The organism is Fusobacterium sp., from assembly GCF_032477075.1.
GTDB lineage: Bacteria > Fusobacteriota > Fusobacteriia > Fusobacteriales > Fusobacteriaceae > Fusobacterium_A.
The window spans coordinates 44,637-68,480 of sequence record NZ_JAWDXO010000013.1 but is presented as its reverse complement, the minus strand read 5'-3'; the positions used below and the strand labels follow the sequence as shown (position 1 = coordinate 68,480).

The 23,844-nt window shown below is 31.3% G+C and carries 19 protein-coding genes; 4 read left to right on the top strand and 15 right to left on the bottom strand.

Annotation, left to right across the window (positions count from 1 at the left end):
* Positions 1-64: 64 nt before the first annotated feature.
* Genes E6771_RS07450 through aroB form a run of 5 tightly spaced genes read right to left on the bottom strand, consistent with a single transcriptional unit; the run spans position 65 to position 5,394 of the window.
* Positions 65-937, bottom strand: a complete 873-nt coding sequence (locus tag E6771_RS07450) for a prephenate dehydrogenase (protein WP_316090606.1) — start codon at positions 935-937, stop codon at positions 65-67.
* Positions 927-2,198, bottom strand: a complete 1,272-nt coding sequence (gene aroA, locus E6771_RS07445; protein ID WP_316090604.1) for a 3-phosphoshikimate 1-carboxyvinyltransferase — start codon at positions 2,196-2,198, stop codon at positions 927-929. The genes E6771_RS07450 and aroA overlap by 11 nt, the downstream gene beginning before the upstream one ends.
* Before the next feature lie 23 nt (positions 2,199-2,221).
* Positions 2,222-3,241: a 3-deoxy-7-phosphoheptulonate synthase gene (gene aroF, locus E6771_RS07440; protein ID WP_316090603.1), complete on the bottom strand. Its 1,020-nt coding sequence runs from the start codon at positions 3,239-3,241 to the stop codon at positions 2,222-2,224.
* A 30-nt stretch (positions 3,242-3,271) separates the two neighbouring features.
* Positions 3,272-4,381, bottom strand: a complete 1,110-nt coding sequence (gene aroC, locus E6771_RS07435; protein ID WP_316090602.1) for a chorismate synthase — start codon at positions 4,379-4,381, stop codon at positions 3,272-3,274.
* 11 nt (positions 4,382-4,392) lie between these two features.
* On the bottom strand, positions 4,393-5,394 hold the full coding sequence (gene aroB / locus E6771_RS07430) for a 3-dehydroquinate synthase (protein WP_316090601.1): 1,002 nt from the start codon (positions 5,392-5,394) through the stop codon (positions 4,393-4,395).
* 379 nt (positions 5,395-5,773) lie between these two features.
* Here aroB and E6771_RS07425 point away from each other — a divergent pair, with 379 nt between their 5' ends.
* A complete protein-coding gene (locus E6771_RS07425; protein ID WP_316090600.1) occupies positions 5,774-6,844 on the top strand; it encodes a chorismate mutase in 1,071 nt (356 codons plus the stop codon).
* A 173-nt stretch (positions 6,845-7,017) separates the two neighbouring features.
* Positions 7,018-7,518 (top strand): YcxB family protein, encoded by a 501-nt coding sequence (locus E6771_RS07420; RefSeq protein WP_316090599.1) that lies wholly within the window; start codon positions 7,018-7,020, stop codon positions 7,516-7,518.
* A 154-nt stretch (positions 7,519-7,672) separates the two neighbouring features.
* On the opposite strand, the gene mtnK is transcribed toward E6771_RS07420, so the two are convergent.
* The 9 genes from mtnK to dpaL form a co-directional block, all read right to left on the bottom strand.
* Positions 7,673-8,872, bottom strand: a complete 1,200-nt coding sequence (mtnK, locus tag E6771_RS07415) for an S-methyl-5-thioribose kinase (protein WP_316090598.1) — start codon at positions 8,870-8,872, stop codon at positions 7,673-7,675.
* A 15-nt stretch (positions 8,873-8,887) separates the two neighbouring features.
* Positions 8,888-9,937 carry an S-methyl-5-thioribose-1-phosphate isomerase gene (locus tag E6771_RS07410; RefSeq protein WP_316090597.1) on the bottom strand — a complete coding sequence of 350 codons (1,050 nt, stop codon included), beginning with the start codon at positions 9,935-9,937 and terminating at the stop codon, positions 8,888-8,890.
* Positions 9,938-9,963: 26 nt separating this feature from the next.
* On the bottom strand, positions 9,964-11,259 hold the full coding sequence (locus tag E6771_RS07405) for a Na+/H+ antiporter NhaC family protein (protein ID WP_316090596.1): 1,296 nt from the start codon (positions 11,257-11,259) through the stop codon (positions 9,964-9,966).
* Between the two features lie 42 nt (positions 11,260-11,301).
* A complete protein-coding gene (locus E6771_RS07400) occupies positions 11,302-11,967 on the bottom strand; it encodes an L-fuculose-phosphate aldolase (RefSeq protein WP_316090595.1) in 666 nt (221 codons plus the stop codon).
* A gap of 148 nt (positions 11,968-12,115) precedes the next feature.
* Positions 12,116-12,880 (bottom strand): DeoR/GlpR family DNA-binding transcription regulator, encoded by a 765-nt coding sequence (locus E6771_RS07395; protein WP_316090594.1) that lies wholly within the window; start codon positions 12,878-12,880, stop codon positions 12,116-12,118.
* 822 nt (positions 12,881-13,702) lie between these two features.
* The gene (locus E6771_RS07390) at positions 13,703-15,292 is read right to left on the bottom strand and encodes a D-aminoacylase (RefSeq protein WP_316090593.1); all 1,590 of its coding nucleotides are present in this window, start codon (positions 15,290-15,292) and stop codon (positions 13,703-13,705) included.
* 36 nt (positions 15,293-15,328) lie between these two features.
* Entirely contained in the window at positions 15,329-16,807 is a 1,479-nt protein-coding gene (locus E6771_RS07385) for a sodium:solute symporter family protein (protein ID WP_316090592.1), read from the bottom strand.
* A gap of 30 nt (positions 16,808-16,837) precedes the next feature.
* Positions 16,838-18,022, bottom strand: coding sequence for a YgeY family selenium metabolism-linked hydrolase (locus E6771_RS07380; RefSeq protein WP_316090591.1), 1,185 nt, complete (start codon positions 18,020-18,022; stop codon positions 16,838-16,840).
* Positions 18,023-18,061: 39 nt separating this feature from the next.
* The gene (dpaL, locus tag E6771_RS07375) at positions 18,062-19,282 is read right to left on the bottom strand and encodes a diaminopropionate ammonia-lyase (RefSeq protein WP_316090589.1); all 1,221 of its coding nucleotides are present in this window, start codon (positions 19,280-19,282) and stop codon (positions 18,062-18,064) included.
* A gap of 283 nt (positions 19,283-19,565) precedes the next feature.
* Between dpaL and E6771_RS07370 the strand changes: the two genes are divergently transcribed.
* Positions 19,566-21,275, top strand: a complete 1,710-nt coding sequence (locus tag E6771_RS07370) for a sigma-54 interaction domain-containing protein (RefSeq protein ID WP_316090588.1) — start codon at positions 19,566-19,568, stop codon at positions 21,273-21,275.
* A 154-nt stretch (positions 21,276-21,429) separates the two neighbouring features.
* Positions 21,430-22,818, top strand: a complete 1,389-nt coding sequence (locus E6771_RS07365) for a sigma-54 interaction domain-containing protein (protein WP_316090586.1) — start codon at positions 21,430-21,432, stop codon at positions 22,816-22,818.
* Positions 22,819-22,863: 45 nt separating this feature from the next.
* On the opposite strand, the gene E6771_RS07360 is transcribed toward E6771_RS07365, so the two are convergent.
* A complete protein-coding gene (locus E6771_RS07360; RefSeq protein ID WP_316090585.1) occupies positions 22,864-23,835 on the bottom strand; it encodes an electron transfer flavoprotein subunit alpha/FixB family protein in 972 nt (323 codons plus the stop codon).
* Positions 23,836-23,844: the final 9 nt, after the last annotated feature.

Genomic DNA, 23,844 nt, shown 5'->3' with positions numbered 1-23,844 from the left:
TAATTATTTTTTTATACCTAAAACATTAAATTCAAATATATTAATAATTATCAAAAAATTTTACTTATTTTCTATTCTTTACATCTTTTTTATCAAAAAGTTTTCTTCTTTCAGTTGACTGAATAAATAATTTTTTCATTCCCTCTGTATCTTCATTTACAAGCTTTTCTCTAAAATTATTTAGTTCTGCTGCAAAGTCATCTATTTCTTTTACCAAAACTTCCTTATTCAAAAGAAAAAGTTCACTCCATAAAACTTCGTTTATTTTAGCTATTCTAGTAAGATCTCTAAATGAATCCCCTGTATATTCTACAAGATGTGTATTATCATTTGTATTCATAAGGGATACAGCTATCACATGAGTAAGCTGAGATACAAAGCCAATCATTTTATCATGTTCTTCAAGAGACAGTTGAGTAATATTTCTAAAACCAAGTATCTCTCCCAGCTCTCTTACAAATTTTATTCCTTCATCTGTATTTTTTTCTGTAGGAGTAATGATAAAATTAGCTATCTTAAAAATATTTTCATCACTGTTCCTCACTCCACTAACTTCTTTTCCAGCCATAGGATGAGAACTTATAAATTCAATATCTTTAGATAAAATCTCTTGTACTTTGTCAACTATTCCTCGTTTTACTCCACTGACATCAGTGATTATACAACTCTTTTTAAAATATTTCTGATTTTCTTTTATCCATTCTACCATAGTAGTAGGATACAGTCCTGATATTATTACATCTGCCTTTTCTATCAATGTTTCATAATCACAAACTGCCCCCTCATCTATTATTTTATTTTCAAGAGCATACTCTATACTATCTTTATTTATATCAACAGCATTTACAATATATCCATTTTTTTTGAGAGCTTTTGCATATGCTCCTCCTAAAAGTCCTAATCCTACAATTAAGAACTTTGTATTTTTATTTATCATAGTATTCAACCTTTATCCCTATCTTTTCCATATCTTCAAAAAAATCTGGGTAAGACTTTTCTACAGCCTCTGCTCCATCTATGATGACTGGTTTTTTCATAATAGTTGCTGCCACTGCCAGACTCATAACTATTCTATGATCTTTATGTCCTGCTGTTTCTATTCCACCATCATATATTTTTTTACCAGATATAAAAATCTCATCTTCAGTAGTTTTTATGTCCACTCCCAGCTTTAAAAGCTCCTCTTCCATAGCTGCTATTCTGTCGCTTTCCTTATATCTCAATCTTCCTGCATTATAGATTCTGAAATTTCCATCTCCATACATTCCCAATACATTAAGTATCGGCCCTAAATCTGGACAGTCAGCAAGATCTATTTCACAACTTTTGGGAATACTCTTATGAATAAGATATCCTCTCTCAATATTTTCTATTTTTATTCCAGCATCTCTTAATATTTTTATTATAGCTTTGTCTCCTTGGCTAGATTCATGATTCAGCCCAAGACATTCAATATCATTATTTATTGCTCCCAGTACTGCAAAGAAACCAAGCTGTGAAAAGTCTCCCTCTATTGTATAATCACAAGGTTTATATTTCTGATTTCCTTTAATTTTAAAAGTAAGTTCGCCTGCCTGAGATATTTCTATTCCATATCTTTTCAGCATTTCAAGAGTAAGTTCTATATATGAAGCGGATTCAAAAGGAGGTTTTATTTTTATTTCAGAATCTCCCTCCAACAAAGGAAGAGTAAAAAGAAGTCCGCTTATAAACTGTGAGCTTATATTTCCATCTATCACATATGTTCCAGCTTTCAATTTACCTTCTACCTCCATTTTAGTTTCATCATGAAAATAATACAGTTCCTGTTCTTTAAATATATCCTCATATATTTTTTGAGGTCTTTTAAGAAGTCTGTTTTTTCCAAAAAAAGTTATTTTCTTTCCAGTGAGAGAAAATATAGGTATAAAAAATCTCAAAGTTGAACCAGATTCATTACAATTTATTATTTCATCTGAAATTTTTGTAATATCTTTTATTCCATCTACAATGAGAATATCTCCATTTTCTTCTATTTCAGCTCCTAGTTTTCTCATTCCTTCAATAGTTGTTTTTATATCATCAGAATAAGCTACATTTTTTATGACACTTCTTCCTGCTGCTAATGAAGCACATATTATTGCTCTGTGACCCATACTTTTAGAAGGTGGTATAACTGTCTTCCCATTACATTTTGATGGATATATTTTTACTTTCATTTATTTCCCCCTTACAGCAAGTTCTACATATCTCTTCCAATGACTTTTGCTATTTTTCTTCCCTGTTCTATCAAATGTTTGAATTTTTTAGGTTTTAATGATTGAGCTCCATCACTCCAAGCATGTTCAGGATCATTATGCACCTCTATAATAAGCCCATCTGCCCCTGCTGCAATAGCTGCCAATGCCATTGATTCCACATATTCCCAGTTTCCTGTAGCATGAGAAGGGTCAATTATTATAGGAAGATGTGTTTTCTGTTTGATAATAGGGATAACACTAAGATCAAGAGTATTTCTAGTATATTTTTCAAAAGTTCTGATTCCTCTTTCACAAAGTATTACATTCTCATTTCCTCCAGCCATAATATATTCAGCTGACATTATCCATTCCTCTATAGTATTTGAAAGTCCTCTTTTTAAAAGGATAGGTTTATTTATTTTTCCTACTGCTTTTAGCAGATCAAAGTTCTGCATATTTCTTGCTCCTATTTGAATAAGGTCTACATTTTCAACAAATTCATCTATCTTATCTGCACTCATAAGTTCACTTACTATTGGAAGCCCATAAGTTTCTCTTGCTTTCACCAGACATTGTATTCCTTCACTTGCCATTCCCTGAAAAGCATATGGTGATGTACGAGGTTTGTAAGCTCCCCCTCTAAGCATAGAAGCTCCTGCTTCCTTTACTTCTTTGGCTATCTCCATAACAGAGCATTCTCCCTCTACAGAACAAGGACCTCCTATTACAGCTATTTTCTGTCCTGATCCTATTTTAATTCCTGCCACATCTATGATACTATCTTCTGGGTGAAAAAGTCTGTTGGCTTTCTTATATGGTGCTGCTATTCTAGTTACATCTTCAACATATGGATTTGCCTTTAATGCTTTTTCATCTATTTTTGTTGTATCTCCTACAATACCAAATACATTGTAGTTTTCTCCTGATATAAGAGTCACAGCTACATCATTTTTACTTTCTAATGCCTCAATCATCTTTTGAATTTCCTCTTGTGGTGTGTTCTTTTTTAAAGTTATTATCATTTTTGTTCCCCCTTATTTTATATTTTAATTTTATTTTTTATCTGTCATCCACATATATCCATATCTCATACATATGAGGTCAAGCAGCCCAAATGCTGTCATAGAATCTATAACTACTCTTGCTCTGTGTATTATGGCTGGGTCATGCCTTCCTTCTATATTAAATTTTACATTTTCTTCTTTAGATATATCTATACTTTCCTGCTCTTTATATATTGATGGTGTAGGTTTTATAGCAGTTCTCATTATAAGTGGCATAGAATTTGTTATTCCTCCATTAATGCCTCCATTATTATTTGTTTTAGTTTTTACTTTTCCATTTTCATAATAAAAACTGTCATTAGCTTCACTTCCATACATATCTGTTATTCCAAAACCAGCTCCAAATTCAATTCCTTTTACTGCTGGTATAGAGTATACAAGATGAGAAAGTACACTTTCTACTGAATTAAAATATGGTTCTCCTATCCCACCTGGCAGTCCTGTTACAGCAGTTTCCAGTATACCTCCTACTGAATCCAATTTCTCTCCTGCTTTTTCTATTATTTTTTTCATTTTTTCTTCTGCATCTTTTTCCAGTACAGGAAAATATTTTTCATTTAATTCTCTGATTTCTTTTAGCAGCATTATTTCATCTGATGAAAAATCTTTATCTTTTTCATTTTTACATTCTAATATATGGGTTCCTATTTCTATTCCTTTTGATTTAAGTATCTGAATGAATATTGCTCCTGCTGCTACCAAAGGTGCTGTTGTTCTTCCAGAAAAATGTCCTCCCCCTCTATAGTCCTGATATCCCATATATTTTTCATCTGCTGTATAATCAGCATGAGAAGGTCTCATTATACTTTTAGTTTTTTCATAATCTTTGCTCAACTGTGATTTATTTTCAATTATAAGGCACAGTGGTGTACCTGTTGTATATCCATTAAAATATCCACTGACTATTTTAAAATCATCTGCTTCATGTCTTTGAGTTGATATTTTACCTTTCGGTTTTCTTTTCTCCAGCTGCTGCTGTATAAAGTCAGTATCTAATTTTATTCCTGGAGCCAATCCATCTATTACTATTCCAATAGCTGTTCCATGTGATTCCCCAAAAAGACTGAGCTTTATACTATTTCCTATTGTACTCTGCATTTCTCCTCCTCTTATTTAAGATAATTTTTACATTCTTCTATTGGAACTTTTACTAATTCAGCTTTTCCCACCTCTCTTACCTTTACCAGAGTTATTTTATCTTGATCAGCTTTTTTATCTTTAAGCATAAGTTCAAACACTTTTTCTCTGTCATATTCTATATCTGTATCTATATTCATTTTCTTCAATATCTTTTTAGTTCTCTCTCTTAAATCTTCATCTTCTATCATAGGAAGCATTCCCATAGCTACTCCTTCTCCATGAAGCACATCTTTCAGATGAAAGAACCCCTCTATTCCATGCCCTACAGTGTGTCCAAAGTTTAATATCTTTCTCAGATTTTCTTCTTTTTCATCTTTCTCCACCACATCTTTTTTTACTAAGAGTGCTCTGTATACTATCTCTTGAAGATTATCATTTATGTTTTTATTTTCAAATATATCAAAAAGTTCCTTGTCATATATGAGTCCTGCCTTCAATGCTTCTACAAGTCCATTGTAATAGTGCCTCTCAGAAAGAGTTTCCAGAACCTCCAGATCTATAAATACCCCTTTTGGCTGATAAAAAGCTCCTATTATATTTTTAGTATCTCCAAGATTTATTGCTGTCTTTCCTCCAATAGAACTATCTATCTGTGACAGTGTAGTAGTTGGAATATTTATAAAGTCTATCCCCCTCATATAAGAAGCTGCTGCAAAACCTCCTAAATCTCCTATTACTCCTCCACCAAGTGCTATTATTAAATCATTTCTGTGAAATCCTAGATCAAGAAGTCTTTTGCATACTTCTTCAAATACTTTAAAACTTTTTGCTCCCTCTCCTTGTTCTACAACTATAGAGTATCCATTTGGACATTGAGTTTTTATTATATCTATATACTTTTCAGGAACTCCTTTATCTGATACTATCATAACTTTTCTATCTAAGTTTATATATTCTTTTATTTTATGAAGTATCCCCTTTTCAATATAAATATCATAGCATTTTTCTTTGAGCTCTATTCTCAGTTTCATAAAAATCCTCCTTGTATTTTTCCCAGATATAAAAAAAAGCATTCAATTCCTTGAATGCTTCGCCTTGATACAACAAAAGACCATAAGGGCTTTATGGTTGTATCAAGGCTATCTAAAATAAAATCTGAATACTATATTGTCTGCTTTTTTATCTCTCATAAATTATCACTCCGAAAAAACGAATTTTACTTATAATAAACCCATATTAAAAATTTTGCAACATTTTTTTAAAATTTTTTTAAATTTTAATTTTTATATTCTGCAAAACTCCCTATTTTTACTGATTTTTTAAGCTCTTAAAAAAAGTAAAAAAATTTTATATAGAATGTCACTTAAAATAGTGCTATAATAATTTCAAAATTTAAAGGGGGAATAAATTATGAATAGATTGGAAGAAGCAAGAAAGATTATAAATGAAGTAGATAAAGAAGTAGCTGCTCTTTTCCAAAAGAGAATGCAGGCTGTAGAAGATGTCATTCTCTATAAGCTGGAAAATAATATGCCTATTTTTGATGGTGGCAGAGAAAAACAAGTTATAGAAAAAAACTGTGCTTACATTACAGAAGAAAAATATATTGAATCATATAAGGAATTTATTCAGAATCTTATGGATACTTCTAAAAGATACCAAGCTACTATAATCAATAAAGGTGTAGTTGCATATCAAGGAACTATGGGAGCTTTTTCCCATATAGCATCAAAAAAAGTTTTTCCAGATTCAAAATTAAAATCATTTGCAACTTTTGAAGATGTATTCAAAGCAGTTGCTGATGGTAATGCTTCTTATGGTGTCATTCCTTTTGAAAATTCATTTACTGGAGAAGTGGGAGAAGTTCTTGATCTTCTTTTAAAATATGATTGTCATATCTCTGGAATTTATGACCTTAAAATAGATCAGAATTTATTAGGATTAAAAGAGGCTCAAATAAAAGATATAGAAAAAGTTTATTCTCATCATCAAGCTTTATCTCAATGTCAAACTTTCTTAAAAGGAACTAATTTTGAAGCTATTCCATATCCTAATACTGCATTAGCAGCAAAATTCGTAAGTGAAGCTGGAGATATACATAAAGCTGCTATTGCCAGCAGAGAAACTGCAGAACTTTATGATTTAAAAATTCTAGTAGAAAATATAAATACAAGTATAGAAAATACTACAAGATTTATTACATTAACTAAAAAACTTGAAGAAAAAGGAGATAGATTTAATCTTTTATTTACTGTTGACCACAATGCAGGACAGCTTGCACATATTATTCAAATAGTAGCTGAACATGGGTTCAATATGGAAAGTATCAAATCTCGTTCTCTCCATAATCTTCCTTGGCAGTACTTCTTCTATGTAGAAATAGTAGGGGAATTAAAAGAACAGAGAGCAAAAGATTTGATAGATGCTATGAGAAAAAATTGTAAAGATCTTAAAATTTTAGGAAGTTACTCTGTAAAATAAAATTATATTTTCTAAAATAAAGAGTAATTTTCTTTATATTCTCCTAAATCTGTAATTATTTTCTATTTTATTCAAAATATAAGTAGACTAAAAATATGAATTACTATATAATGTTTTAAATGCTTAAAATTTTTTAGTAAAATAAAAAAATGACAGAAAATAGAGGAAAGAAAATGAATATATTATTTGAAAATAAATATTACTCTGATAAAAAAGTTCTACTTGAATATGTAAAAGATGTCCATTGCAAATTTCCTCGAATAATTGGATTTTTATTCATGCTTATTGCACTGCTGTATATTTATCTTATATTATTTAAAATGAGAAGCTTACGTTTTGTTATGGCTGTATTAACTATATTCATTTTCATCATTTCATTACGATTAATTTTCTATCATTTAGTTTATCTGAAAAATATGAAAAAATCTTCTCTTAATCTACATAATGGACAAACACCAGAATCTATTTTACAATTTACTGAGAGTAATATTGCTTTAAAAGAAGGTAAAATATCAATGGAGTTTGAATATAATCAAATCAAGAAAATAAAAGAGTATAAGTTAGCCTATGTCTTAATGATTGGGAAAAAGCAAGGATTAATATTAAAAAAAGATAGTTTTTCAATTGGAACTTTTGAAGAATTTAAAAAATTTATAACTGAAAAAATTAAATAAAATAACTTTTAATTATAACAAAAGAGGTTGACCAAAATTAAGATAAATATTGGAGTTCTATAAATTAGAAAGGTTTGTTTATTTAGCAGCAAACCCTCCCACTTAAAAAAACTCTAAAATTATACTTTTCTTATGAGTCAACCTCTTTTATATATTAATATGTTTTTAAAATCAATTCTCTTCCTGACTTTATATTATATCTTTCTTTTATAAATTTTATTCCAATCTTAATAAGTTCTCTTTCTATCTCTACCTTTTTTTCTACATCAGTGACACTTGTTATCTCCATCACCTTAGAATCTCCTACTACTCTTCTGATGATCTCCATACCTGCTGCACCTACTGAGTCTGCCATTATCTGATTTAAATACCAGTTTTCAAATTCTTCATTTACATAAAGAGGATCTTTCACTATCTCCTTATACTTTTTATGAAACTTTATAACAAATATATCAAAAATATCTGAAATAGTTTTAGAAAGCCATTCTAGAAATCTCTTTTTCTTTTCTCCATCTTCCATAAGATATTTTCTATTTATCAAAGGAAAGAATAGATTTCCAATAACATTTCCAATGTCATAGCCCATAGGACCATAAAAAGAAAATTCTGGGTCGATGACTTTCATTCCTTTTTCATTAATGAATATAGAACCTGAATGAAGATCACCATGAATAAGAGCTTGTGCATTATTCATAAAATTATTTTTTAGTTTTGCTGCTTCAACATGAAGTTCTTTATCATCATATAAGTATTTTTTTACAAACTCCATATTTTCTGGAATAACAATATTTCTGTTTCTGTCATTAACATAAGGCTCTGTAAATACAAGACATTCTGATATATCACACAGTTCTTTATTTATAAAAGCTTCTACTCTGTCTTTTTTCTCCCCTCTATCCAGAACTAAATCTGTTGTTGGAAGAAGTGTATCCACTAAAAAACTGCTTATTTCATCAGCAAAATTTTTAAATATTTTTCCATCCATAAGCTCTTTTCTTAAATTCTTATATTCAGAAATATCTTCCATCACTATTACACACATAATATTATCATAACGATATATTTCTGGTACAAATTCAGGAGCATATTCCCCTTCCAGTTTCAGTATTTCTGCTTCAATTCTGCTTCTATCTAAATCGAGAGGACGCCCAGATGAACGTAAAAATTTATCTGCCTGTTTTAATACAACAGACTTTCCAGTTTTATCTTCTACTACTCTGAAAATATAGTTTATATTTCCATCTCCAATTTCTTCCCCTCTTAATTCAGCTTCATTTGAAAAAATTCCAAAATATTTTGTATATTCAACAGCATCTGCTGCTGACATACGAAAATGTTCTAAATATTTATTCATAATCTTCCCTCTTTCTTAATAATATTGTTCTACTTCTTTCTCATAATATTCTGCCAGATTATATGGAGAATATATTCCCTGATCTGTAACAACACCACTGACTAAATGAGGTGGAGTAATATCAAAAGATGGGTAATATGCTTCTACTCCTTCTAAAGTATTTTTTATGCCATTGCATGTCAGCACTTCTTCTGGATTTCTTTCCTCTATTACTATATTTTCAAGCTTTTTATCTTCATCAGGAATACCAGTAACAAAATAAGGAATTCCAAAATATTTTGCAACTATAGCAATTTGCAGAGTTCCCACTTTATTTACTATATGTCCATCCATGCAGATAGAGTCTGCTGCTGAAGTAAATACATCTATTCCTTTAGATTTTATTGTCCATGCAGGCATATTATCTGTAATTACTGTAACTTTAAAGCCTTGATCTTTCAAAACACTTGCTGTAAGACGTGCTCCCTGAAGGTATGGCCTTGTTTCTGGGCAGAAAAATTCTATATCTTTATTTTGGTTTTTTATTTCTCTTCCCATACACCCTACAATTGTTTCACCAAAACATTGTGTCATCACTTTTCCTTTTTGTGGAAAAAGCTTCACAAGATTCTTAGCCACTTCTGACATTCTTCCATACCTTCTCTCAAGAGAATCAACTGTTCTTTGAAAGATTGCTTCTACAGCTGATTTTCCTTGTTCAACAGCTTCTTTCCCAACTTCATAACATGATTCAGTTATCAGTTTCATACGATTTACAGTAGTAGGTCTTGCATGAGATATTACATCAGAAGCTTCTTTTAAAAAAGCTATCTGTTCCTCTTTAGACAACCCCTCTGCCTGATGAGCAGCCAGAGCCATTCCCATTCCTGCTGCTGTATAAGGTCCTGCACTTTGTGTCACCATATCTGTAATAGCCTGTCTTACCTCATGATAATCACTGCACTCCACAAATTTTACTTCTCTTGGATAAATTCTTCTATCTAAAATTCTCACTTTTCCATTTTCATACCATGCAATATTTTCATATTGAAGCATAAAAGCTAATCCTTGGTCCATTCTATTCATATTTATCCCTCTTTCTATTAAAAATACTATGCTTTGCTATCCTTAAAATTAGGTAGTCCTGTAGCTATTGACAAAGCTCCCATCATTATCATCAGCATAGAATACCATGAATAAGGTACAATAGAAGCTGGTGATATCTGAGCCATTCCTGCTGCCATCAATATCTGTCCTGCATAAGGCATCAACCCTTGAAATGCTGATGAGAACAAATCAAGAAGTCCTGCTACTCTCTTACGATCTACACCAAATTTATCTGCTATATCTTTTGCCAAAGGTCCTGCTGTAATAATTGATACAGTATTATTTGTAGTTGCTAAATCAAGAAGGCTCACAAGAACTGCAATTCCTGTTTCAGCTCCTTTTTTACTCTTTATTCTGGCTGTAAGATTTTCCAGCAGATAGCTGATACCACCAAAATGATCCATAAGAGCAACTACCCCTCCAACTACAATAGCAATTATAGACATATCCTCCATCCATCCAAGACCTCTTTGAAGTATTCCAAAAATTTCTACAAAAGTAAAACTTCCATGGAAAAGTCCTATTCCCAGTCCTAAAGCTATTCCTATTCCCAACACATTAATTACATTAAGTCCTGTAAGAGCCAGAACAATGATAGAAATATATGGAATTATATTCACAAGATTATACTCATATACTTTCCCTTCTATTCCGTTTCCTCCCATAAAAGATATCAATATCATATTAATGATAACTGCTGGAAGAACTATAGCAAAATTGACTTTGAATTTATCTTTCATTCCTACTTCCTGAGTTCTTGTTGCTGCAATAGTTGTGTCAGAAATGAATGACATATTATCTCCAAACATTGCTCCGCCTATAACCACCCCACATACCAAAGGCAGTGCTATCCCAGTTTCTCTTGCTATTCCTACAGCTACTGGCGTCAAAGCACTTACAGTTCCCATAGATGTTCCCATTGAAAAGCTAAGTGCACACCCTACCAAAAACAGCCCTGGAAGAAGCATCTTTGCTGGAAGTACAGATAGTCCTAAATTTACTGTAGAACTAACAGCTCCCATAGCATCTGCTACAGAATAAAAAGCTCCTGCCAAAAGAAAAATTACCACCATTAAAATCAATGTAGATTCTCCTGCCCCCTTGCAGAAAATATCTACTTTTTCATCTAATGTTTCTTTTTTTCCCTCTTTATTTAAACAGAAAGATAGTCCCATGGTAATCATAAATGCTGTCAGTAACGGCATGTTCCCAAAACTTCCTGTAAAGATTCCAGCTCCTGCATATAACCCTAAAAATACAAACAGTGGAATCAAGCCTTTGATATTTCCTTTTTTCTCCATATGTCCCCTCCTAAATATTTTTTATATAAATTTTAATCCACCCTAGATTTCTTCATGTTCTTCTGATTTTTTTCCATAATCTTTAAATCTTTCTACCATATTCTCCATCTCTTTTTCTGAAAGAATTTTTGGATCCCCCACAGTTTTTGCTATAAAATATAATTCACAACAAAATTCTACATTTTCAGCTATATTATAGGCTTCTGACAGGTTGGCCCCTCCTGCCAGCATCCCATGATTGCTGAGAAGTACTGCTTTTCTTCCCTCCATTGCTTTGAAAGCATTTTTAGCTAATCTCACAGTTCCATAAGTTGCATATTCTGCACAAGGCACATCAGTTCCTGCTACTGCCAGAAGATAATGTATTGCTGGAAGTTTTTGATTGATGCATGAATAACCTGCTGCATATTTTGAATGAGTATGCACCATTGCATTTATATCATTTTTATATTTATAAAATATTCTGTGCATATCTGCTTCACTTGAAGGAACTTTATTTCCATCTGCTATTTTTCCAGTCTGTACATCTATGACTACAATATCTTCTGGAATTATTTCAAGATAATCAATTCCACTTGGAGTAATTGCCATAAGATTTTTTTCTCTGTTAACTACACTTATATTTCCTCCAGTTCCTTTGGTAAGACCTTCTTTTATCATTCGTCTGCCGTATTCCATTACTTCTTTTCTTTCTTTTTCTAATAACATTCAGTTTCTACCTTCCTATTTCGACATTTTTAAAATATTCACAATATCTTCTTTTGTTAATTTTTTAAATTTTTCAAGAGTTATACTTCTTATTTTTTCATGAGCATCTTTTCTAAATATATACCTTTTTCTATGCACTTTCTTAGAATTATATATATACAATGTCTACCTTCAGTTTTTTAAGAGATTCTTCCCATTCATTTGATAATTTCTGATCTGTTATAATATGATTTATTTTTTCCAATCCACAGATCAAATGAGATTCCAGATTATCAAACTTAGTTCTATCTGCTATCAAGAATGTTTCTTCTGAATTAGCTATCATTTTTCTTCTGATTTCTGCTTCCCTTTCACTATCATCTGTCACTCCAAATTTTCTATTAACTGCTGTACAGCTTACAAATGCTTTATTTGCATAAAGAGTTTCCAGCTGATTTACAGCTTGAGTTCCTATAAAAGATTTTGTTCTCTTTCTAAAACTTCCCCCAACACATACTATTTTTACCCATTTGGAATCTTGAAATACTTCTACAACTCTTATCGAGTTAGTTATTACAGTAACCTTTTTCTCGTATTTATTTATATTCTGAGCCACACATACAGCTGTAGTACTGCTGTCTATCATTAAAGTATCCCCATCTTGAATAAATTCAATAGATTTATTTGCTATTTCATGTTTTTCTTCAAGATATATTTTTTCTCTTATTTCTAATGGAACCTGCTTGTCAGTTTCTGACTGGAGGTATGCACCTCCTCTTACTCTTTTCAAAACTTTCGTTTTCTCAAGTTTATCTAAATCACGTCTTATAGTTTCTTCAGATACATTGAATTGTCTGCTTAGTGTGCTTATTATCACACTTCCCTTTTCATTTAAGATTTTCTCAATCTCTTTTAATCTTTGAATTGCCAGCATTTTTTAAATACCTCCTTTGATACAGTTCACATAATATTACATTTTCTCAAAATATGTGTCATTATCTACAATTATATACTATATCAAAATTTGTATCCATTTATTTTTTCAACAAATTCTCACATCATCCAACCGTTAACAACAATATATCACATTCCCCAAAAATAATCAACGATTTTTTAGAAAAATTTGAACTGATTTTGAAACTAAAGATAAAATTTAATACATAAAGATATAAAATATCTCTTCTAACTTTTATATTCATCACTCTATATTTAGATTTTTCTAGGTGTTTTCCTATCTTTTATTCTCAATTTAATTCTTCACATTTTCCAACATTTACCAACAAAAAAAGAGCCAAAAATGACTCTTCACAAATTTATATTTTATTTTCTTTACAGTAATTTAATATTTATCTCCTGCTTCTAACCCCGAAGGGTTGAGGCTTAGTTTAGTAAACTAAGAAGCAAATCACAATAGCAGCAATGATTAAAAGAATAATTATTAAAGTACCTCCTTCAATCTTATTGTTGTTAAAGTGAAACTCCAGTTTAAACATACTAAACCTCCCCGTAAAAAAGAATCTACTACTTACAAGAAATGTCAGTAACTTATAAGTATGAAAAAGGCTTCCACTAATGTGAAAGCCTACTTCATGACATTTTTTTCTTTCTTACGAGTAATTTAATTATAGCAGATTTACCTGAAAAAGTCAATTTTCCTTCTTCAGTGTGAGCACAAAAAAAAGAACATGATTTCTCATGCTCTTTCTTTAAGAATTATTTAGAGTACAAAATTCACGAATGATTTTGTAAGCGGTAGCTATTTTTTGATTCTGATAACTCTTCCTGGCAATACTTCATTTTTCTCATAATTGTTGATTACAAGTTCTCCATTTACCATTACATGACTTATTCCTTCTGGGAATTGAATAGGGTCAACAAAAGTTCCTTTATCAATAGTTGTATTTTCATCAAATATAACCACATCTGCAAAGTATCCTTCTTTTAATAGTCCTCTATTATCTATTTTAAATGTTTTAGCAGATTTATATGTCATTTTATAAACTGCTTCTTCCAATGTCATAGCCTTCATTTCTTTTACAAATTTCCCTATAACTCTTGGAAAAGCTCCATATACTCTGGGGTGTGGTTTTCCTCCTAAAAGTCCATCTGTACATATATTGCTTTCTTCTCTTGTCATGAAAGTAACTACATGTTCATCTTTTCCATAGTAGTCATACATTCCCACAGCATTTTCTTCTTCTTTTAACAAATCAAATACTGCATCAAATTTGTCTTTTCCTCTTAGTTCACCTATTTCTATAAGATTTTTTCCTATACAGTCTTCATTAGCTTTTGTTTTTACTGAAGTTACATATATACCTTCAAACCCAGCAAAATCTATAAAGTTATCCCAACCTGGAATTCCATTGATTATATCATGTTTCATTTTTTCTCTGTCAGCTTTGTTTCCTAATCTTTCTACAAGTTTATCAGTTCCCCCTGCATGTGCCCAAGGGGGAATAATAACTCCAAGCATTGTACTTCCTGCAACATATGGATACTGGTCATAAGATATTTTGATTCCTTCCTCTTTACATTTATCAAGAAGAGCAATGATATCTTTTATTAGATGCCAGTTCTTTTTACCACATATTTTGAAGTGAGAGAAGTGAATTTTTACTCCACTTTCTCTAGCTATAGTTATAACTTCATTCATAGATTCTATCATAGTATCTGCTTCACTTCTTTGATGTATAACTAGAGGTCTGTCATATTCTGCTGCTACTTTACAGATTTCTACTAATTCTCTAGTATCTGAATAAGCACAAGGTATATAAATAAGCCCAGTTGAAAGTCCAGCTGCACCAGCTTCCATCTCTCTTCTAGTAATATCTCTCATTTTAGCTAATTCTTCATCAGTTGCCACTCTTGCTTCAAGTCCCATAGCTTCCATTCTGATATTTCCATGAGGAACTAAATACAGTTCATTAGGCCCAGAACCAGTCTTTGCTATAAGGTCAAGATATTTATCTGTTGTTTCCCAGTCCCAAGAAAGAAGATCACTGTCTCCATCCAGCCCAGCCAGATTTTTTCTCCAAGAGCTTATAAATTCTTTTGGAAGGGGAGCCATTGAGATTCCGTCCTGCCCAAGTATTTCTGTAGTTATTCCTTGACGAAGTTTAGGCTCAATAAATGGTTCTATTAATACTTTTAAATCTGAGTGACTGTGAGTGTCTATGAATCCAGGAGCTACAATTTTTCCAGTTGCATCTATAATCTCAGCTCCTTCAATATTGTCTATTGTTCCTATTTTTTCTATTTTATCTCCATTTATAAGAACATCTGCCTTATATCTTTTTTCTCCACTGCCATCAACAACAAAACCATTTTTTATTAATTTTTTCATAATATAATCTCCTCCTTAATAGTTGTACTTATATCATTAAATATTTTCAAATTCAATTTCTGGAGCTGGTTTTACACCCATACTTCTTTCAATTGCAGAAACGGCAAAGATTACTATAAATGCTACAATTCCACCAGGTACCATTGCATTTAATCCCCAAGGAGTTTTTAAAATATATATCCATACAGCTGCTACAGCAGTACCTGCAACTATTGAAATAAACCCTGCATTTCTTGTTACATTCTTATAGAAAATACCACAGATAAATGCTGCGAAAGGACCTGCACTTCTAAGTGCAAAAGCTCCCATCATAACACTGATTACATTACTTGCTTCAAGAGCTATAAAAAGTCCCACTCCTCCAACTATTAACATAGCAATTTTTGAAATCCAAATTTCTTTTTTATCTTCTTTAACTCCTTTATTAATGTAAGGAACAAAAATATCATTTGTAAACATTGTAGCAGTTCCAATCATATTTCCTGCAGCACTGCTCATAGTTGCAGCAACAATTGCTGCAAGAACTATACCAGCAATAACAGAAGGAGCAAATGTAATAGTTGCTTGTGCTAAGGCATTCTTTTGCGCTCCACCTAATGCATAACCATCAATACATACATAAGCTAAAAGTCCAATTATAGCAGGAACTATTGCATATGCTGCCGATACAAGGCCAGCAAGTATAGAACCTAATTTTGCTGATTTACCATCTTTTGCTGAACAGTAAGTTTGAACTATTTCCTGCCCTGTAGGGAAAGTCATAAAATACATAGCTATATATCCTATAATAGTTGTAGCTCCAATTTTTGTCATACTAAGCATGTTCATGTCAGTACCACTTACACTTTTCATAGCTTCTGCTTTTTGGAACAATTCACTAAAACCACCAACTTCTTTGCTATTTACCATTACAAGCATTGCAATAGTCATTCCTACTGTAATGAATAAAACATGCATAAGATTTGCTGCTGTTACAGATTTAAATCCCCCAACCATAGTATATATAATAACTACTATTGTACTAACAACTGCTGCTGTTCTAAAATCAAATCCAGTAACAACATTGATGATAGAGGCTGTTGCTATAATTTGAGCTCCTGTTGCCATAAACAATGCTAAGATAGATGTGATTGCAGTAAAAATATGTGATGCTTTACCATATCTTTTACTGATTATCTCAGGTACTGTATTTGCCTGTGCTCTTCTAAAATAGGGAGCTATAAATGATACAAGAACAAACCCTATGCCTCCTGCAATAACATACCATGCTGCTGATAACCCATATTGAAAAACATTAGTTGCAATACCAGTTGTACTTGCTCCACCTGTATTTGCTGCAAACAAAGTACCTGCAAGAACTACTGGTCCTAAAGATTTACTTGCCATTAAAAAGTCATCATTACTTTGTTTTTCTTTCTCTTCTGCTTTTTTTCTTGAAGCAATAAGTCCAATAGCAACAGTTGCTGCCATGTAAAGTAAAATAATTACCAAAGCTGTGATTTGTGCCTTACTCATATTTATTTCCCCCTAAATTAATTTAATTTATTACTTTTCCAAATAAGCTTTTAAAATTGCATAATATCCTTCAGTTACATTGTATAAACTATCCAGTTCTATATATTCATCTATTGTATGTGCCAGATTTTCTCTTGATGGTCCATATCCTATTGTTTTTATTCCTGCTTCTCCTGCATAGTGTGATCCATTTGTACAGAAGTTATAGTGAGTTATTGTTGGTGTCTGTCCTATTTCTTTTAAAGCTTTCAATGCTTTTTGTACATATTCATCTTTTTCTTCAAACAGCCATCCTGGGAAGAATCTTTCTCCCTCTATTGTTGTTCCTGTCCAGCATTTTTCCACTCCTTTTGCATATGATACTTTCACTGTCAGAGTATCATCTTCTTTCATCATTTCATCCAGTAGTTTTTGAATAGGTGCAAGTACACTTTCAGTAGTTTCTCCTACTAAAAGTCTTCTGTCATAAGTAGCTCTACAGTAGTCAGGTACTACTGATGCTCCTGGATATGGAGATGATTTCACATCTGTTAATTCAAGTATTCCATATCCCAATGTATCATGATGAGTCATTGGAAGTTTTTGAATATTTTCAATTATCTTCATCATTTTATATACTGCATTTATTCCCTTTTCTGGGTTAGCTGAGTGAGCTGGTTTACCAAAAGTTTCTACTACTATTTCCCCTCTTCCTCTTTGTCCTATTTTAAGATTAAGCTGAGAAGCTTCTCCTATTATTACATAATCAGGTTTTACATATTTGCTGATTTCTCTTGCTGCAACTCCTTCAAAACATTCCTCATGAACTACACCAGCAATGAATATTTCTCCAGCAAACTCTTTCTTAAGATCTTGAGCTAAGTATGCTCCAGCTAGAAGCATTGCGCACACAGCTCCCTTCATATCAGTAGTTCCTCTTCCATAAAGTTTTCCATCTTCTATACTACCAGCAAAAGGTTTCTTAGTCCATTTTTCCTCATCTACTGGAACAGTATCTATATGACCATCCATAAGTACTTTTGGCCCTTCATATTTTCCTTTTACAGAACCAATAACATTCCCATATTTATCTATATGTACAGTATCATATCCTACTTCAAAACATAATTTTTTAATATATTCTGCTACTTCTTTTTCTTCTCCTGAATAACTTCTTCTTTGAATAAGGTTTTGAAGCACTTCTACTATCTGTTCTTTTCTTTCATTAGTCAACATTTAAATTCCTCCTGAATTTTTTATTGGTATAGTTAAGATTTATTTGTTTGGATAAGCTCCATCCCACACTACATTTTTGAATCCCTCTACATCTGTATCTCCTTCAGTACTGATGCAGAGAATTCTTGAATTTTCATCTATTTTAAGTTGCTTCATAAGTTCTTTATATTCTGCTTTCTTTTCTGAAAGTATAGTGAACAGTCCCAACCCTACAGCTCCTGATTCTCCTGAAATAACTCTTGCATCATTTCCAATAGGGCTTGATAATACTCTCATTCCTCTAGCTGCAATCTGGTCATCACATGATACAGAGAAGTCTGCATTATCTCTTAATATTTTCCAGCTGATAGTATTTGGTTCTCCGCATGCAAGTCCTGCCATTATAGTAGTAAGGTCTCCAGATACATTATGAGGGTTTCCATCATTGGCTTCCATAGATTTATATATACAGTTAGCACCATGAGGTTCACAGATAACAGTAACTGGTCTGTCATCTCCATAAAGATGTGCCAGATATCCCTGCACTGCCCCTGCGAATGATCCTACTCCTGCTTGAAGAAATACATGAGTTGGTCTTTCCTCTTTTGCAGCTTCAAGTTGTTCTATAACTTCATTTATTATTGTTGAATATCCCTGCATTATCCATAGAGGTATCTCTTCATATCCATCCCATGCAGTATCCTGTACCATTATCCAACCATGATCCTGCGCACCTTTGTTAGCAAGTCTTACAGCATCATCATAGTTAAGATCAGTTATAGTTACATCTGCTCCTTCTTTAGCAATAGCATCAAATCTCATTTGAGCTGAACCTTTAGGCATATATACAACAGATTTCTGTCTAAGTCTTGCAGCCATCCATGCAACACCTCTACCATGGTTACCATCAGTAGCAGTAACAAAAGTAACATCTCCAAGCTGTTTTTTTACTTCATCAGAGATAAGTACATTAAAAGGAAGATCTTTCATATCTCTATTAAGTTTTTTACTAAGATATTTACCAATAGCATATGAACCTCCAAGGACTTTGAAAGCATTAAGACCAAATCTTTTAGATTCATCCTTCAGCCATACTTTTTTAACACCATAGTATGAAGCAAGAGTTTTTAAATCAACTAAAGGAGTAGCCTGATAATCAGGGAGACTTTTATGAAATTCATAAACCTCTTTCATTTCCTCAGAGCTGAAACCTGAAAGTTCAGATTTTTTATATTCAGCATTTCTGCTTTTTTTATTGTGTACCCATTTTAGTAGTTCCAATTTTTTATCCTCCTATTGTTTTTATTTTCACAGTATATATAAGCAAAAAGTATACCAATTTTTTTTATAAAAATTTTGTTTTATTTAGGAACTTTTAGAATTATTTTTATTCATTTTTTAGAAATAAATTAATTTTTTATTTCTCATTTTGAGAAATTTCTATCATTTTGAGAATTTTCACTGAAGTCCTATATTTTCTGATTTATTCTTTTCATCATTTTTTTCTTTCTCATTTTGAGAAAAAATTGTATAATACATATATGAAATAAAAGGAAGTGGAAATATGGATTTATTAAATAAAATAAAAGATGGTATATCAAAGTATGCTGAAACTATTTCTCAGGTAATAAATATAGATGTGGAAATCATGAGTAAAGACCTTATGAGAATAGCAGGTACTGGAAGACTGAAAGAAAAAGTAGGTCTTGATATGACTGGAGAATCTCATGTTTATGAGCATGTTTTAAAAACTGGAAATACAGAAATCATTCTCTCTCCTAGAGAAGAGGAAATATGCCAGACCTGCCCTTCAAAATATACCTGTACAGAAGTATTAGAAATATCTACTCCTATTATGTTTAATTCTGAACCTATTGGGGTTATAGGCTTGATATGCTTTAATGAAAAACAAAAAGAAGAATTCATCTCAAAAAAAGATTCATACATAAAATTTTTACAACAGATAGCTTTATTTATAAGTTCCAGAGTATATGAAGCCAATGAAAAAATAATGATAGAAAACAATAATAAAGTTCTCATGAATATAGTTGACAGAATTCCTGATTCTATTATTATAACCAATGAACATGATAAAATTGAACTTATTAATGAAAAAGGGATAGCTCTTTTTAAACTTACGGACTACGAACATAAGCTTATAGTTTCACCTATAAAAAATTTTCTTGATAAGAAAGAATTTTCTCTTTCTTATGCAAATATTTCACATGATGTTGTGGGAGATATAATCTATTTTCCCAAAAATATGGGAAGATTCAGAACTTTGTATATATTTCAAGAAGCTGAAAAATTTAAAACATATCTTCAACAATTAAATTACAATTTTTCAAAAGAATTTATTTTCAATTCTCAGGAAATGGAAGCTGTATATTCAAAAATAAGAAAAGTTGCCAAAACAACATCAACAGTTCTCATTACAGGAGAAAGTGGAACTGGAAAGGAAGTGGCTGCAAAAGCTATTCATATGAACAGCAACAGGGCTGATATGCCTCTCATTGCAGTCAATTGCGGAGCTATTCCAGATACTCTTATGGAAAGTGAGTTCTTCGGATATGTAAAGGGAGCTTTTACAGGAGCAAACCCAAAAGGAAAAGTGGGATTTTTTCAACAAGCAGATAAGGGAACTATATTTTTAGATGAAATTGGAGATATGCCTTTGTCCCTTCAGGTAAAACTTTTAAGAGTGCTTCAAGAGAAAACTATTTCACCTGTTGGTTCTGATAAGATAAAAGAAATAGATATAAGAATTATTGCTGCTACCAATAAAAATTTAGAATCTCTTGTTGCTGAAGGTAAATTCAGAGAAGATCTCTACTACAGATTAAATGTCTTCCCAATAGACATCCCTGCTTTAAGGGAAAGACCTAAAGATATAGAAGATTTAACAAATTTCTTCATTGCTAAGTATTCTCATCTTTTCAATATTCCTATAAGGAGACTTTCAAATGAAGTTATGTCTATTTTTCTTTCTTACAGCTGGCCTGGAAATATAAGAGAACTAAAAAATATAACTGAATATATAATAAATGTTTTAGAAGAAAGAGATTTGATGATAACTGTAAAACATTTACCACCAAAACTTACAAATTCTCTTGATATAAAAGGAACAAAAACTTTAGCTGAAATGGAAAAAGAAGCTATTGAAAGTCTTCTCTTAAAATATGGGCGTTCATCTAAAGATAAGGTTAAAGTAGCTAAAACATTGGATATAAGCCTTGCTACTCTTTATAGAAAATTAAAATTATACAATTTATAATTTATCAAAAAATTTATGTAATTTCTTTTGAATTCTTTATTTAAATTTAATCTTATTCTATTTAAACATATATCCTTTATAATTTTTCTATTTATAATACATAATTTTTATGGTAATATGTAATAAAAAAGTATTTTAGAGTTAGGAGATATCTATGGAAAATAAAAATAAATATCTACATCTTCATATTTTTGAGAGAGTATCTTCTATGACAGATGATGGCTTTATTGTTGTAAATAGAGCTGGTGAAGTTATTCATATCAATGAAAAATATTGTAATTTTTTAGGTACAACTAAGGAAAAAGCTCTTGAGAAATCAATTCTCAATATTATTCCAAACAGTAAAATGCTTGAAGTAATGGAAAAACGCTATTGTGAGGAATGTGTTATCCAAACTTATATCTTGGGAGTTGAAAAAGAAGGGTCTGCTATTGTAAGCCGTTCATTTGTTGAAAATGAAGAGGGAGAAGTTATAGCTGGAGTAGCTCAGATAAAATTCAGACTTCAAACTCTTGATGTTGCTAAAAAATTAATGAAAGAATATGCTGAACTTGAATACTATAAAGAAGAATACATTAATGCTGCCAAAGAAAACTATTGTTTTGATAAAATAGTAGGAAAATCACAGTCTTTTCTTACTGTAAAAAAAATTGGTTTAAAAGCTTCTAAAACAAACTTTCCTGTTCTTATTACTGGTAAAACTGGAACAGGAAAAGAAGTATTTGCTAGAGCTATTCATACAAGTGGTGATAGAGCTGATAAACCTATGATAAGTATAAATTGTGCTGCTATCCCAGAAGCTCTTTTAGAATCTGAATTATTTGGATATGAAGAAGGATCTTTCACAGGAGCAAAAAAAGGTGGAAAAAAAGGGAAGTTTTTTATTGCCAATGGAGGTACAATATTTTTAGATGAAATTGGAGATATGCCTCTTCCTATGCAAGGAAAACTTTTAAGAGTTCTCCAAGAAAAAGAAATTGACCCTGTTGGAAGTGTCAATTCTATCCCTATTGATGTAAGAATTATTGCAGCTACAAGAAAAAATCTTCCCGAAATGATTGAAAAAGAATTATTTAGAGAGGATTTATATTACAGATTAAATGTTATAAATATAGAGATGCCTTCTCTAAGTGAAAGAAAAGAAGATATCTTGGAACTTGCAGGTTATTTTCTAACTAAACTGAATCTTGAATACAAAACTGTAAAAGGTTTTTCAAAGGAAGTAAAAAACTGCCTTAAAAATTATCTATGGCCTGGAAATATCAGAGAACTAGACAATGTTATAAAAAGTGCTTATGCAATAAATGATAATTTTTTAATTGAACTTGAAGATCTTCCAGCAAAAATGTACAATAAACGATACTCTGATATTGAAAATAAAAATCTAGATTTTCAGGAAAAAATAGATTCCTATGAAAAACTTCTTATAGAAGAATTTTTAAAAAAATACCATTGGAACTGTAGCGAAACAGCAGAGAAAATGGGAATCCACAGAAGTGTTCTCTATAAAAAAATTAAAAAATTCAATATAAAGAAAAGTTAAAATAAATTAAGACCTCATATTTTTTCAGAAGAGGTCTTAACTTTTTTATAAAGATTTTTTATTTTTTATAAACTTTATAATTCTAGGAATGACATCAAATAAATCTGCTACAATTCCAAAATCTGATGAACGAAATGATTCTGCATTAGGATTATTATTTACCATAATAATATGCCTTGCTTGCCTTACCCCTGCCATATGCTGCATTGCCCCTGATATTCCAAATCCAAGATACAATTCAGGTTTGATAATTTTTCCTGTCTGCCCTATTTTTTCATATTCAGGTCGCCAGCCATTATCTACTACAGATCTGGTTACTCCTATAGTTGCTCCCAGAAGATCTGCCAGTTCCTCAATCATCAAAAAATTCTCTTTGTTTTTAATTCCTTTTCCTACTCCAATAACCATCTTAGCATTTTCCAAAGGATGCTTCTGGAGTATTTTTTGCTCTACTGATTCTACTGTAAATAAAATTTCAGTTTCTTCTTCTGTACTTACATTTACATATTCTACATGCTTTGCCATAGCTCTTCTCTCATCTTTTTTATATATATTAGAAGATACTGTAACCACAATAGAACTACTGTCTGTTGTAAATTTTTGTATTGCCCTTGTTCCATATAGGAATCTTTTCCATAAAATATCCTTTCCTTCAATTTTAAAATCTATAATATTAGGAACAAATTGCCATTGATATATGCTTGCTATATATGGTGCCAACTCTCTTTCAAAAATTGAATTTCCCATTACTATACAGTCAATATTTATCATCTTTGAAATTTTCTCAAAGAATGAACTTGTTTTTTTTAAAGTATCTTCTTTACTGTCTTCTAAAATAAATATTTTATCAATTTCCCATTCTTCAAGTTTATTTTTTATTGATAATTTCTTTTCTTTTGAAATAGTTATGTATAATCTTCCATTTGTTATCCTCTTCCATAAACAGGCAATATTAATCAATTCTTGAATCTTTTCTGATAAATCTATATTTCCATGAAGATAGAGTAATATATTCATACACCCTCC